We start from the raw sequence: 14,408 nt of genomic DNA on the forward strand, positions 1-14,408 counted from the left end.
AAACCATCAGGAAGGGAGACGGTCAACGGCTTATTCTAGCGCGCGCGTAAACAGGCGGGCGAGACGGGCGGAAAAGGCACGGGCGTCGACCGGGCGTTCACCGTCGGCGATCTGGGCCTCGTCGAACAGCAAATGCGCCGCGTCCTCACGCAACGTCGCATCTGCGTCGCCAAGCGCCGCCAGCTTTGCGACCAGCGGACTGGTCGGATTGATCTCCAGTACCGGCTTGGCCGCGGGGGGCGCCTGACCGCTCATGGCGAGGATGCGTTCGAGCTGGCGATCCATGCCGCTGTCTGCCGCGACGAGACACACCGCGCTGTCGGTCAAGCGCTCCGATGCGCGCACGTCCGACACGGCATCCGCAAGAGTCGCCTTGACGAAGGCAATGAAGTCGGCAACCTCGGGCGCTGCATCGGACTTAGGCTGCTCGGCCCCATCGACCAGCGGGATCATCCCGAGATCGGCAGCACCTTGCGTTACCGACTTGAACGGTTTGCCGTCGTGATCGATGCCCGCCGTGACCCAGAACCCGTCGACCGAGTCCGGCAGCAACAGCACTTCGATCCCACGCGCGCGGAACCCTTCGAGCTGCGGCGAGGCTTCGAGGCGGTCGAGATCGGTCCCCACCGCGTAATAGATCGCGGTCTGGTTGTCTTTCATTGCCGCGACGTAATCGGCGACCGAACGCCATGCGCCGCCGGACGTCGTGGTCTTGAAGCGCGCGAGCTTGAGCAGCGCCTCGCGCCGTTCGAAATCCTCGTACAGCCCCTCCTTCAGGACCGCGCCGAAATTGTCCCAGATCTTGGCATAGGCCTCGGCATCGCGCGTCGCGAGCTTGTCGAGGTCGGACAACACGCGTCCGGTCACGCCCTTGCGGATCGCAGCGAGCATCGGGCTTTCCTGGATCATCTCGCGCGAGACGTTCAGCGGAAGGTCGGACGAATCCACCAGTCCGCGCATGAAGCGGAGATAGCGCGGCAATACCTCGGCATCGTCGGTGATGAAGACGCGTTTGACGTACAACTTCATGCGGCCGTTGCGGTCGGGATCGAACAGGTCGAACGGCTTCGCCCCCGGCACATAGGCGAGCACCGTATATTCGTGCAGCCCTTCGGCGCGGTAATGAAGCGTCAGCGCGGGTTCGTCATACTGGCCAGAGACGCTGCGGTAGAAATCGGCATAGTCCTCCCCCGATATATCCGCCTTCGGCTTGGTCCAGAGCGCGGCACCGTCCGCGATATCGACCGGCTCGGCATCGGGCTTTTCGCGCAGCGTGATCGGCACCGGGACGTGCCCCGACTGATCCTTGATGAGGCGCTCGACGGTGAAACGGTCGGTGTAGGTGGTCGCGTCTTCGAGCAGGTGGAGCACGACGCGGGTGCCACGGGCAGGGGCGTCGGCGGTCGGCACGTCGACGATCGTGTAGGTGCCGAGGCCGTCCGACGACCAGAGCGAGGCGATGTCCGCGCCAGCGCGCCGCGAGATCACGTCGACCTTCGATGCGACCATGAACGCGGAATAGAAACCGACGCCGAACTGGCCGATCAACTGCGCGCCGTCGCTTCCGCTCGACGCAGCGATCCGGTCCATGAACGCCTTGGTGCCCGAGCGCGCGATCGTGCCGAGCGCTTCGCCCATGTCCTCGGCGGTCATGCCGATGCCGTTGTCCTCGATCGTCAGCGTCTTGGCGTCGGGATCGAGCGTGATCGCGATCGCCAGCCGGGTCTCGTCGCCAAGCAACTCGGGGGCGCTCAACGCCTCGTACCGCAGCTTCTCGCACGCATCGGCGGCGTTCGAGATGAGTTCGCGCAGGAATACGGTCTTATCCGAATAGACCGAATGCACCATCATGTGGAGCAGCCGCGCGACGTCCGCCTCGAAGGCGTGGGTCTCGGGCGCGGACGTCTCGGCAGCGGAAGCGGTTTCGATGGTCATAGGATGTAACAGGTCTCTTGGTGAAATGATCAGTCCGAGAATTGGCCGGAGCACGTACCGAATTCAAGGCCCGCGTGTTCGCACGGGTTGTCGCCACAAGATCGTCACCGCGGCGTTAAAGATTTCATTTGCGTTACACGCCAAAGCAATGTTCAATCCGAATCGTCCAGTCAAAAGATGCAACGTGTCGAGATATCGCGTGCAAAGGAACGATGTGTTCTTTTGTGATCGCTGTCCGACGTCCATCGGGGCTGACGGGGGATGATGATCCTGCAAGGCTGCTGACGGGTTCGACCCGCCGGCAATTCTGATGTTCGGCAAACCCAGGGGGGTGCCGTTTCGGGGGGCCTTGATGACTAGACACGGTGTGATGACACGCAGGACCTTGTTGGGCCGGCTTGGCCTGATGGGAGGCTTGAGCGCAACGCTTGGCGCAATGCAGGCTTTGGGTTTTACCAATGGATTGATCGGTACCTCGCAGGCGGAGGGGCTGGCGATGTTGCCGCCGGGGGTCGGCAAGGGAACGCATGTCGTCGTGCTCGGGGCCGGGATCGCCGGGCTGACCGCGGCATACGAACTCGAACAGGCAGGCTTCCAGGTCACGTTGCTCGAAGCGCGAGACCGGGTCGGTGGGCGCGCCTGGACGGTGCGTGACGGCGACAAGATCGAGATGATCGGGGAGCAGGCGCAGACTGCCAAGTTCTCCGACGGAATCTACTTTAACGCGGGGCCTGCGCGTATCCCGAGCTTTCACCAGGGACTGATCGGGTACGCGAAGAAGTTCGACGTGCCGCTGGAGGTCGAGGTGAATTCCAGCCGCTCGGCCTATGTGATGGGCGAGAACGGCAGCAAAATTCGCATGCGGACCGCGATCAACGACATGCGCGGCCACATCGCCGAACTGTTGGCGAAGGCGATCAACCAGGGTGCGCTCGATCAGTCGGTGACGGCGGCGGACAAGCAGAAATTGCTGCCGTTCCTCAAGACGTATGGCGATCTCGGCACCGACTATGCGTTTGCGGGCACCGAGCGATCGGGGTTCGGGACTGCACCGGGGGCAGGCGTCACCTTCTCGTCGGCGGGCAGCGCGGTGCCGATGGACCAGTTGCTGGCGAACGAACGGCTGCCGATGACGCTGTTCGAGGACAATCTCTACATGCAGGCGACGATGTTCGAGCCGGTCGGGGGGATGGACCGTATCCACGCCGGGTTCGATCGCCATCTGCGCCGTCCGGCGATCCGCGGTGCCGAGGTCACGAAAGTCCGTCACACCGCCCGCGGCGTCGACGTGGTCTACCGCGACAAGGCAAGCGGCGTGGTCGACACCGTGAAGGCGGATTACATCATCTGCACGATCCCGTTCCCGGTGCTCGCGACGATCGATACCGACTTCTCGCCCGCGCTGAAGAAGACAATCGCCGGGGTGGTCTACGATCACTCTAACAAGGTCGCGTTCGAAAGCCCGCGTTTCTGGGAACGCGAACAGATCTATGGCGGCATCTCGTTCGTCGGCGGCCCGACGACCCTGATCTGGTATCCTTCGGCGGGACTGCATTCCGCGCGCGGCATGATCCTCGGCTGTTATTCGTCGGGACCCAACGCCGCCGAGTTCGCCAAGCGGCCGATCGCGGAGCAGATCGCCTTCTCGCGCGGGGTGATCGACCGGCTGCATCCGGGGCATGGCGGCGATCTGGTCAATGGCATCGCGGTGAACTGGCACAAGATCCCGTACAGCCTGGGGCCGTGGCCCGACTGGAACGCGGGCAGCGCCAATGGGCGGCAGGAGGGGCATATCGATACGCCCGAGTTTCGCCTGCTCCAGCAACCCGACGGCCGTGTCTATTTCGCCTCCGCCGCACTCAGCCAGACGCCGGGCTGGCAGGAGGGCGGCATTCAGTCCGCGCAAGGGCAGGTCGTCGCGTTGGCTAAACGCGTCGCGGCGCAGGGCGCCAACCGGGCTGTACTGGGTTCACGCGATGTAAGACGCGCAGCCTAACACCAGTGCCTCAAGGCAAAACGTTGCATATTAGTGACAGTGTCAACAATAGTTGTGTATTAAATCTTCATTAGATCCGAATCAGTTGTCACGCATCTTCCTATAGTCAATCCTGACCAAGGTTAAGTACTTAAGATAATCAGGGTATGGAACTGCGAAATGGTGTTTCGTGGATCGGGTAACTGTTAATAGATGGCATAAGATCATCGAAGAATATTGAGGATGGCTGAAGGCGCTCAACAATAAGGGGGGAAACCTTATGCGGATCGTTACCAGCATTTCACGCGGCGCACTTATCATGGCGCTCGCCAGCGCCGGACACATGACGGCCTCCGCGCAAACCGCGTCGGTTACCGTGACCGATCCCCAGACTGGATCATCCGAGATACCCGACGACATCATCGTCACCGGCACGCGCGCGACAGGCATTACCGCGGCCGAAAGCGCTGCCCCGATCAAGGTGCTCGACGCCGAACTCATGAGCCATGTCGGCCAGCCCAATCTCAACCAGGTGCTGACCCAGCTCGTACCGTCGTTCACCGCGCAGGCGTTCGGCGGCGACACCGCCAACCTCACGCTGTCGGCGCGATTGCGTGGGTTGAGCCCGAACCACACGCTCGTGCTGATCAACGGCAAGCGACGACACGGCACCTCGAACCTCGCCGTCCTCGGCGGACCCTACCAGGGCGCGGCGACCGCCGATCTCGACCTGATCTCGCCAGCGTCGATCAAGCGCATCGAGGTGCTGGAGGATGGTGCCGCCGCCCAATATGGCTCGGACGCTATCGCCGGCGTCATCAACGTCATTCTGAAGGACGACAAGGAAGGCGGCGACGCATCGCTGACCGCGGGAGAGAATTACGATACCGGCGGCCGCACCTATGGGGGAAGTCTGCACCTCGCGACCAAGGTCGGTGAAAACGGCTTCATCAACGTCACCGGCTTCTACCGCTATCATGACTTCACGCAGGTCGGCGGGCTCGATCGACGCGTCACCGATATCAACGGCAAGCTGCTGACGAGCGCGACGACGCCGTCGATAACGCCGCTTCAGCAAAGTCTTTATCCGGGGATGTCCGACTTTCCCTACGTGAACAAGATTAGCGGCGATGCGCAGTCGCGCCTCATCAACCTCCAGTATAACTCGGCGTATGATTTCGGCGGTATCGAGGCGTACAGCTTCGGCACCTATTCACGCCGGGTCGCCAGCGCCTATGAGAATGTCCGGGTGCCGACCCGCGTATCGCGCACCGTCGCGGGCGTGACGACCTATTTCGATCCCGAGGGCGATAGCCCGGTCAACGGCTTTTCCCCGCGGGAGAAGATACGCGAGGAGGACATGGCGTTCACCGGCGGCGTCCGCGGTGACGTCAGCGGCTTCCACTACGACCTGTCGTCGACGTTCGGACAGGACAAGAACGAGATCTATACCGTCAATTCGGCAAACGCCTCGCTCTACGCGGATACCGGCTTTACGCCGACCACCTTCTACAACGGCTTTTTCAAATCGAGCGAGCTGACCGTCAACGCCGATTTCACGCATGAGATCGAAGCGGGCATGGCGGCACCGATCAACCTCGCTTTCGGTGGCGAGTATCGCAAGAACGTCTACGAGATCGGCGCGGGCGATGCTGCGTCCACCTACAAGGAAGGCGGGCAGTCCTATCCCGGTTTCCGCAGTTCGGATGCGGGCGTCAACGGACGGAATTCGCAGGCGGGCTATGTCGATGTCGCGCTGATGCCGGTCGAGGGCTGGAAAGTCGATGTCGCCGGTCGGTACGAACATTACTCCGATTTCGGCAGCAAGTTCATCTACAAGGGCACGACCCGCTACGACTTCTCCGATGCGTTCGCACTGCGGGGCACGTTCTCGACGGGGTTCCGTGCACCGACGCTGGCGGAATCGTTCTACTCCGCGACCAACGTCTCGCCGACCTCCGCGTTCGTGCAATTGCCAGCCAATTCGGCAGCGGCCAAACTGCTCGGTTTCGCCAATCTGAAACCTGAGAAATCGACCAACTACAGCCTAGGCACGGTCATCCGGCCGGTGCCGCGCCTGACGATCACGATCGACGCGTACCAGGTGAAGATCGAGGATCGTATTCTCGGCACGGGATCGCTGTTCGGCGGCGGTGGTGCGACCTCGCCGATCAACGTCAACTTCCCCGTGGTGACCGCGGCGATCCGTGCGAACGGCAACGTGCTCGATCCGACGGTGACGCAGACCGGCATCAACATCTTTACCAACGGCGCGGATACCCGGACGCGCGGTATCGATGTCGTCGCCAGCTATGCGAGCGATTTCGGCGAGTATGGCAATGCCACCTGGACCCTGTCGGGCAACTACAACCAGACCAAGATCACGAAGGTCATGTCGGCCCCACCGCTGGTCAACGTGCTCGGGCAGACGATCACGGTGCCTCTGTTCGATCAAGGCGCCCGCGCCAATATCGAGACCGCATCGCCGCGGGTGAAGGTCATCGGATCGACCTTCTATTCGATCGAGAAATTCTCGATGACCCTGCGCGGTACGGTCTACGGCAAGAGCTCCGCCCGCTACAGCCCGGACGGTGGCACCTTCTACAAGCAGACGATCGGGACTGCATTCATCGGCGACGTCGAACTGAACTTCAAGGCGACCAACGACCTCGAACTGTCGATCGGTGCGAACAACGTCTTCAACAAGAAGTCGCCGACGCTCGGCTTGGTGCCGGGGACGACCAACGCGACCTTGGTCGGCGGCGGCAACCAGCTCGATGCGCCGCTGACGTTCAGCCCGTACGGCATCAATGGCGGCTATTATTATGCGCGCATGAACGTCAGTTTCTAATGTCTGCCGGGCGCCGGAAACATTCGGCGCCCGGTTTCTACGAGGGGATATCTATGACGAAGACTTTTGTTACATCGCTTGCCCTGTTCGCAGCGCTGGTGGGCGCTTCGGTTGCCAGTGCACAGACCCCCAAATCCGGCATCGTCCGCCATACCAATACGCCACCGGGGCTGATTCTGCAGGGTGTCACCGTGCCGGCGGGGGCGAAGATGCTGTATCTTAGCGGGCAACTGGCGGCGCCGATCGATCCCGCAAACAAAACGCCGCCGGCGCAGCTGACGACCGCCGATTTCGGCGATACCAAGACGCAGACGATCAGCGTGTTCACCAAGATCAAGACGATCCTGGCCGCGCAAGGCTATGCGATTAGCGATATCATCAAGCTGACCGTGTTCGTCGCGGGCGACCCGAAGCTCGGCGGCAAGATGGACTTTGCCGGCATGAACGACGCGTTCAAGATGTATTTCGGGACGGCGGAGAACCCCAACACCGTCGCGCGATCGACCGTCCAGGTTGCGGCTCTCGCAGGGCCGGCGTTCCTGGTCGAGATCGAGGCGACGGCGGCGAAATAAAATCACGCGGGGGACGGCCAGTGTTCGCTTTCGATATCAGGTGCTTGGTCCGATCGCGCGGATCATCGAGCGCGACGAGCGACCGGATCGACGCCAGATCGGATGCGTAACGAATTGACGCTTTCGGTAGTGCGTGGGACGATGTCGAACACACCGGATCGGAGACCGCCATGCTCGTCCCCCAGATCGTTCACGGACTGATCCTCGCCTTTGTCATCGGCATCGTCGCGGGGTTGCGCGCGATGCTGGCGCCTGCCGCGGTAGCCTGGGTTGCGAGCAAGGGTATGCTGCCGTTGCAGGGCACGTGGTTGGCGTTCCTCGGCTACCGGTTCACGCCGTGGATCTTCACGCTGCTCGCGGCCACCGAACTCGTCACCGATCAGCTGCCGTCGACGCCCAGCCGCAAGGTGCCGCCGCAGTTCGCCGCGCGCCTGCTGACGGGCGGGGTGTCGGGCGCTGCCGTGGGGTACGGCATCGGTGCGCCGTTGCCGGGGATCGTTCTCGGGATCGTCGGTGCGGTCTTCGGAATTTATGGCGGCGCGGCCTTGCGGGCGCGACTGGCGGCAACGTTCGGCAGCGATCGACCGGCCGCGCTCATCGAGGATGCGATCGCGATCCTCCTGGCGGTGCTGGTGGTGCTGTCGATCTGATGCGGAATTTCGATGCGATCATCGTCGGTGCCGGGCAGGCCGGGCCACCGCTGGCAGGCCGCCTGACCGCCGCGGGCATGGCGGTCGCGCTGATCGAGCGGAAGCTGGTCGGCGGGACGTGCGTCAATACCGGCTGCATGCCGACCAAGACGCTGGTGGCGAGCGCCTATGCCGCGCACCTTGCACGACGTGCAGCGGATTTCGGGATCGCGACCGGTAACGTCACGGTCGACATGCCTGCCGTCGCGGCGCGCGCGCACAAGGTCGCGATGGATGCGCGATCGGGCAACGAGCGCTGGCTCGAGGGTATGGCCGGGCTCACTTTCCTCCGCGGCCACGCCCGCTTCACCGGACCGCGGACGATCGCGGTCGACGGCGAGGAGATGACCGCGCCGCGCATCTTCCTCAACGTCGGCGGGCGGGCGATCGTGCCCCACATGCCCGGTGTCGGCGACGTGCCGCATCTCGACAATACCGACATGGTCGCGCTGGAGCAGATTCCCGCGCATCTCGTCGTCGTCGGCGGAAGCTATGTCGGGCTTGAGTTCGCGCAGATGTACCGAAGGTTCGGCGCCGCGGTGACCGTGGTCGAGCGCGGCGAACGCCTGATCGGGCACGAGGATGCCGACGTGTCCGACGCTGTGCGCAGCATATTGGAGGACGAAGGAATCGCGGTGCGAACCGGCGCGAGCTGTATCGCGTTCGCGCGCCATGCGGACGACGTCGCGGTATCGGTCGATTGCCAGGCCGGCGATCCGAAGGTGATCGGCAGCCACGTGCTGCTGGCGGTCGGCCGGCGCCCCAATACCGACGACCTCGGGCTCGATCTCGCCGGGATCGCAACGGACGAGAAGGGTTATGTCACCGTCGACGACATGCTGCAGACCAACGTGCCGGGCGTATGGGCGTTGGGCGATTGCAACGGGCGCGGCGCGTTCACGCATACCGCGTATAACGATTTCGAGATCGTCGCGGCGAACCTGCTCGATCATGACGACCGGACGCTGAGCGAGCGGCTGGTCGGCTATGCGCTCTATACCGATCCGCCGCTCGGCCGCGTGGGGATGACGCAGGCGCAGGCGGAGAAGACGGGGCGGCCGATCCTGGTCTCGAAACGGCCGATGACCCGCGTCGGCCGCGCGGTCGAAAAAGGCGAGACGAAGGGGTTTATTAAGATCGTGGCGGATGCGGAAACACAGCGGATTTTGGGAGCGGCGATCCTCGGCACCGGCGGCGACGAGGCGATCCACGGGATCCTCGACATGATGAACGCCGACCAGCCGGTATCCGCGTTGCGCTGGGCGGTGCCGATCCACCCGACCGTATCCGAACTGATCCCGACGCTGTTGCTCGAGCTCGAACCGGTGGTGCAGACATGAGCGATCTCGGCGCGCGCGACCACCAGATGTTTCCGGTGCTCAACGCGGAACAGCTTCAGACGGCAAAGCGCTTTGCGAGCGGTCCGGCGCGCGTGTTTGCCGCGGGCGAGCAGGTCTATGCGATCGGCGAGCACGGCGTCGCGGCATGGCTCGTGCTCGAAGGAACGATCGACGTCGTCCGTCGCGATGGGCTCAGCCACGAGGCGCCGATCACTACGCACGGCCCCGGGCAGTTGACGGGCGAGGTCAACCAGCTTGCCGGGCGCCCGACGATCGCTGGCGGCACGGCTGGCCCCCAAGGCTGTACCGCGCTGCCGTTCGATCCGGTGCATCTGCGCGCGCTGATGGTCGGCTCGGCGGACGTCGGCGAGATCGTGATGCGCGCGTTGATCCTGCGCCGCGTCGGCCTGATCGAGCAGGGCAGCGGGGGGACGGTGATCGTCGGCCTGCCGGACAGTCCCGACGTCGTCCGGCTACAGGGGTTTCTCACGCGATCGGGCTATCCGAACATCGTCCTCGATGCGGCATCCGACGACGAAGGCCGTGCATTGGTCGAGCGGACCGGCGTCGCGTCGAGCGATCTGCCGCTCGTAGTCTGTCCCAACGGTACGGTGCTCAAAAGGCCGTCTGATATCGAGGTCGCGGCGTGCCTCGGGATCACGCCAGAGCTCGATCCCGACACCGTGTACGACGTCGCGATCGTCGGTGCGGGGCCGGCGGGGCTGGCGGCGGCGGTGTATGCGGCGTCGGAAGGGCTTTCGGTGATCGTGCTCGACGAGCGTGCGATCGGCGGACAGGCGGGGGCGTCGGCTAGGATCGAGAACTACCTGGGCTTCCCGACCGGTATCTCGGGGCAAGCGCTGGCCGGGCGGGCGTTCAACCAGGCGCTGAAGTTCGGCGCGGAGATCGCGATTCCGCTGACCGTCGAACATCTCGATTGCGACGAGGATCGGCCTGCGGGCGACCCGCTCGCGCTCGAACTGCCGGGCGATCGACGCGTCCAGTCGCGGACGGTGATCGTGGCATCGGGCGCGCGGTATCGGCGGCCAAACATCCCCGACCTGGCCGAGTTCGAGGGTGCGGGCGTGTCCTATTGGGCATCGCCGATCGAGGCGCGGTTGTGCGAGGGCGAGGAGGTCGCGCTGGTCGGCGGTGGCAATTCGGCCGGGCAGGCGGTGGTGTTCCTAGCGCCGCGGGTGAAGCACCTGCACCTGATCGTCCGACGCCCTTTGGCCGCGACGATGTCGAAATATTTGATCGACCGCATCGCCGCGCTACCCAACGTGACGATCCGCGTCGGCACCGAGATCGTCGGGCTGGAGGGCGAGCGCGCGACCGGACTGACGGCGGCGATCTTCCGCCAACGCAGCGACGGCGTGGAGACGCGCTGCCCGATGCGACACCTGTTCCTGTTCATCGGCGCGGACCCCAATGCGGGTTGGCTGAAGGGCTGCGTCGACACCGACGACAAGGGGTTCATCGTCACCGGTGCCGCCGCGCTGCCGTTGCAGACGAGCCGCGCGGGCGTGTTCGCGATCGGCGACGTCCGCGCCGGATCGACCAAGCGCGTCGCGGCGGCGGTCGGCGAAGGCGCGGCGGTGGTCGCACAGATCCACACGGTTTTGGCCGACATGGCGGAAAGGCACGCGGAATGAGCTACGGTTGCACGCATATGAATACGATCCGCGACGTGACGCCGAGCGCGAAGGGGTGCGAGGAGTGCCTCCGGATCGGCAGCGAGTGGGTGCATCTGCGGCTGTGCCGGGAATGCGGTCATGTCGGCTGTTGCGACGACTCCCCGCACCGCCACGCGACCGCACACTTCCACGCGACGCGGCATCCGATCATCGAGGGCTACGATCCGCCGGAGGGCTGGGGTTGGTGCTTCGTCGACGAGACGATGGTGGACCTGCCGGACCAGACGTCGCAGGTGGGGCCGATTCCGCGCTATGTTTGAGGGGGGGCATTGTGGTCGAAGCGGTGTGATTCGGCTCTACGAGCTACCCTGCGCGCAAGAAAGTTTAAGACGAACTGCTCACAGGTGCACTACCCCGGCGAAGGCCGGGGCCCAGTTGGCATGGCCTGAGTGACAAAGCGCAAACCTACATCACCGACGTTTCCCAACTGGGCCCCGGCCTCCGCCGGGGAGGTGCCTACTCGGACGAATGGAACTAAGTCGAACCGCTCGCTGGTGCATGCTGAGCGGTGCAAAACCGACGTTGGTACCAAAGGTGATCACCGGTTTACTCCACGTCACTAGATACCCCCCCCCCCGCGCTTGCCTCGCCGCAAACGGACAGGTAGCCGACGCCATCGGTAAAGGCGTGAGTGATCGAAATGCGGCGTTTGATGATCGGCTTCGTAGCCATTGCGGCCTTGGCGACGGCAGGAACGGCGCAGCCGGCAAAGCGGCAGGTTCAGCGCGCCGAACCGGGACCGAAGCCGGGCCTTGTCCGCGTCCGCATCGTCACGTCGGAGGGGCCGATCCTGCTGGCGCTCGACGCCCGCCACGCACCGAAGACGACCGCGAATTTCCTCGCTTATGTCGATGACGGTCGGTTCGACGGCACCGATTTCTACCGCGCGAGCCGACAGAAGTCCGCGCCGAAGTTCGGCTTTATCCAGGCAGGCATCCGCACCGATGCACGAAGGATACTGCCGCCGTTTCCGCTCGAGACCACGGCGATGACCGGGATCAAGCATCTCGACGCGACGATCTCGATGGCGCGGGGGATGACGCCTGCGTCGGCGGGTGGGAATTTCTTCATCACGATCGGCCCGGCGCCAGCGATGAACGCACGCGCGGGCTATCCGGGCTATGCCGCGTTCGGGCATGTCGTCGCGGGAATGGACGTGGTGAAGCGTATCCTCGCCAAGCCGACCGGCGGTGGGATGGACGCGTTCAAGGATCAGATGATCCTGAAGCGGGTCGCTCTGGTGAGTGCGCGGCGGCTGGATGGGATGGCTAAGCCGACTGGGCTGCCGCGGGCGTGGTTGATCGAGACGGGGCCTCAGCGGTGGAGGTGAGGGGTGGGCGGCTGTACGTCGACTAATGTCGCTACGAACGTTTGTCAGTTTGGTCAGGGGAGTCGCGTTTCCCTTACACGATTCTGAAGCAAAGGTGGTTGCCATCGACTTCTACACCGCCCCGGCGAAGGCCGGGTCCAATTGGAAAGGTCAGAGTTATGGCAGTTTGCCTTTAGGTCAGCAGTCCCCTAATCGGGCCCCGGCCTCCGCCGGGGAGGTGCCCTGGAAGTCGTCCTGACAATCAGGCCTGAAACCTCAGTGTCGCAGCCTTATCTGTTCTCCCGCGAAGGCGGGAGCCCAGGATAACGACCGCTACCGCCTGTGATTTCTGGGCTCCCGCGTGCGCGGGGGAGCAAGGAGCTTCAGCGTTACGCCGTCAGGCTAAGCGCAACCGCTTCCGCAACCTTGATACCGTCGACCGCCGCCGAGAGGATGCCCCCCGCATAGCCTGCGCCTTCGCCGGCCGGGAACAGGCCGGCGGTGTTGAGGCTGACGAAATCATCGCCGCGCGTGATCCTGACCGGCGACGAGGTCCGCGTCTCGACCCCCGTGAGCACCGCATCAGGATGATCGTAGCCGGGGATCTCGCGCCCGAACGCCGGCAGTGCCTCGCGCAACGCAGTGATCGCAAACTCCGGCAGGCACTCCGACAGGTCGGTCATGTGGACGCCCGGCTTGTACGACGGGATTACCGACCCCAGCGCAGTCGACGCCCTCCCCGCGAGCAGGTCGCCGATGCGTTGCGCGGGAGCCTTGTAGTTCGAGCCGCCCGCGACATAGGCGCGCGATTCCCAATGGCGTTGCAGCTCGATCCCGGCGAGCGGGTGGCCGGGATAGTCGCGCTCGGGGTTGATGCCGATGACGATCCCCGAGTTCGCGTTGCGTTCGTTGCGCGAGTATTGGCTCATGCCGTTGGTCGCGACGCGGCCCTCTTCGGAGGTTGCGGCGACGACGGTGCCGCCCGGGCACATGCAGAAGCTGTAGACGGTCCGCCCGTTCTTGCAGTGATGCGACAGGCTGTATGCCGCCGCGCCGAGATCGGGATGGCCTGCGCACGGCCCGAACCGGGCTTCGTCGATCCAGGATTGCGGATGCTCGATGCGGACGCCGATCGAGAAAGGTTTCGCCTCGACGTGAACGCCCTTCGCATGGAGCATTTCGAACGTGTCGCGGGCGCTGTGGCCTACCGCGAAGACGACGTGGTTGGCTTCGAGATAGTCGCCGTTGCTCAGGTGGAGGCCGCGGAGTTGACGCGTGCCGGCCTCCTCGACGATGTCGAGGCCGTCGACGCGGGTTGAGAAGCGATATTCGCCGCCGAGCGCCTCGATCGTCTCGCGCATGCTCTCGACCATCGTGACGAGGCGGAAGGTGCCGATGTGCGGGTGCGCTTCGGTCAGGATTTCGGGTGGCGCGCCAGCTTTCACGAACTCAGTCAGGACCTTTCGGCCGAGATGGCGCGGGTCCTTGATCTGGCTCCAGAGCTTGCCGTCGGAGAAGGTGCCGGCGCCGCCCTCGCCGAACTGGACGTTGGATTCGGGGTTGAGGACGCTTTTGCGCCAGAGTCCCCAGGTGTCCTTGGTACGTTCGCGGACGACCTTGCCGCGGTCTAGGATGATCGGGCGGAACCCCATCTGCGCCAGGATCAGCCCCGCGAACAACCCGCACGGTCCGGCGCCGACAACCACCGGACGGGGGCCGGTGTAGCTCGCGCCGCCCTTGGTGACGAAGCGATACCCCGTGTCCGGCGTGCGCTGGACGTGGCGATCCTTGCGGAAGCGCGTGAGGATTGCGTCCTCGTTCTTCAGCGTGACGTCGACCGAATAGACGAGCTGGATGTCCATCTTGTCGCGGGCATCGTGCGCGCGTCTCGCGATGGTGTAGCGGATCAGGTCGCGCGGGGTGACGCGCAGGCGATCGCGGATCGCGGCGGGGAGCGCTTCGTCGGCGTGGTTGAGCGGGAGCTTGAGGTCGGTGATGCGGAGCATGTCGGTCGCTCTAGCGCCGCGCGGCGCGATCCGC

10 protein-coding genes are annotated in these 14,408 nt (G+C 64.4%); 8 read left to right on the top strand and 2 right to left on the bottom strand.

Annotated features, from left to right (window positions below; translation table 11 throughout):
* Positions 1 to 30: 30 nt before the first annotated feature.
* Positions 31 to 1,935, bottom strand: a complete 1,905-nt coding sequence (gene htpG / locus O6X71_RS03100; protein ID WP_353464388.1) for a molecular chaperone HtpG — start codon at positions 1,933 to 1,935, stop codon at positions 31 to 33.
* A gap of 370 nt (positions 1,936 to 2,305) precedes the next feature.
* On the opposite strand from htpG, the gene O6X71_RS03105 reads away from it, so the two are divergent.
* The 8 genes from O6X71_RS03105 (at position 2,306) to O6X71_RS03140 (ending at position 12,389) form a co-directional block, all read left to right on the top strand.
* Positions 2,306 to 3,931 (top strand): flavin monoamine oxidase family protein, encoded by a 1,626-nt coding sequence (locus tag O6X71_RS03105; protein ID WP_353464389.1) that lies wholly within the window; start codon positions 2,306 to 2,308, stop codon positions 3,929 to 3,931.
* Positions 3,932 to 4,190: 259 nt separating this feature from the next.
* Positions 4,191 to 6,761: a TonB-dependent receptor plug domain-containing protein gene (locus tag O6X71_RS03110; protein WP_353464390.1), complete on the top strand. Its 2,571-nt coding sequence runs from the start codon at positions 4,191 to 4,193 to the stop codon at positions 6,759 to 6,761.
* Between the two features lie 53 nt (positions 6,762 to 6,814).
* The gene (locus tag O6X71_RS03115) at positions 6,815 to 7,333 is read left to right on the top strand and encodes a RidA family protein (RefSeq protein WP_353464391.1); all 519 of its coding nucleotides are present in this window, start codon (positions 6,815 to 6,817) and stop codon (positions 7,331 to 7,333) included.
* Between the two features lie 170 nt (positions 7,334 to 7,503).
* Positions 7,504 to 7,983: a DUF4126 domain-containing protein gene (locus O6X71_RS03120; protein ID WP_353464392.1), complete on the top strand. Its 480-nt coding sequence runs from the start codon at positions 7,504 to 7,506 to the stop codon at positions 7,981 to 7,983.
* The gene (locus tag O6X71_RS03125; RefSeq protein WP_353465051.1) at positions 7,980 to 9,362 is read left to right on the top strand and encodes an FAD-containing oxidoreductase; all 1,383 of its coding nucleotides are present in this window, start codon (positions 7,980 to 7,982) and stop codon (positions 9,360 to 9,362) included. The genes O6X71_RS03120 and O6X71_RS03125 overlap by 4 nt, the downstream gene beginning before the upstream one ends.
* Positions 9,359 to 11,017 (top strand): FAD-dependent oxidoreductase, encoded by a 1,659-nt coding sequence (locus tag O6X71_RS03130; RefSeq protein WP_353464393.1) that lies wholly within the window; start codon positions 9,359 to 9,361, stop codon positions 11,015 to 11,017. Before O6X71_RS03125 ends, O6X71_RS03130 begins: the two co-directional genes overlap by 4 nt.
* 17 nt (positions 11,018 to 11,034) lie before the next feature.
* Positions 11,035 to 11,319, top strand: a complete 285-nt coding sequence (locus O6X71_RS03135; protein ID WP_353464394.1) for a UBP-type zinc finger domain-containing protein — start codon at positions 11,035 to 11,037, stop codon at positions 11,317 to 11,319.
* Positions 11,320 to 11,711: 392 nt separating this feature from the next.
* On the top strand, positions 11,712 to 12,389 hold the full coding sequence (locus tag O6X71_RS03140; RefSeq protein ID WP_353464395.1) for a peptidylprolyl isomerase: 678 nt from the start codon (positions 11,712 to 11,714) through the stop codon (positions 12,387 to 12,389).
* Positions 12,390 to 12,757: 368 nt separating this feature from the next.
* Here O6X71_RS03140 and O6X71_RS03145 read toward each other — a convergent pair whose 3' ends face one another.
* Positions 12,758 to 14,374 (bottom strand): NAD(P)/FAD-dependent oxidoreductase, encoded by a 1,617-nt coding sequence (locus O6X71_RS03145; protein ID WP_353464396.1) that lies wholly within the window; start codon positions 14,372 to 14,374, stop codon positions 12,758 to 12,760.
* Between the last annotated feature and the right edge of the window lie 34 nt (positions 14,375 to 14,408).

Origin of the sequence: Sphingomonas faeni (genome assembly GCF_040407505.1) — a bacterium.
Taxonomy (GTDB): Bacteria; Pseudomonadota; Alphaproteobacteria; order Sphingomonadales; family Sphingomonadaceae; genus Sphingomonas; species Sphingomonas faeni_E.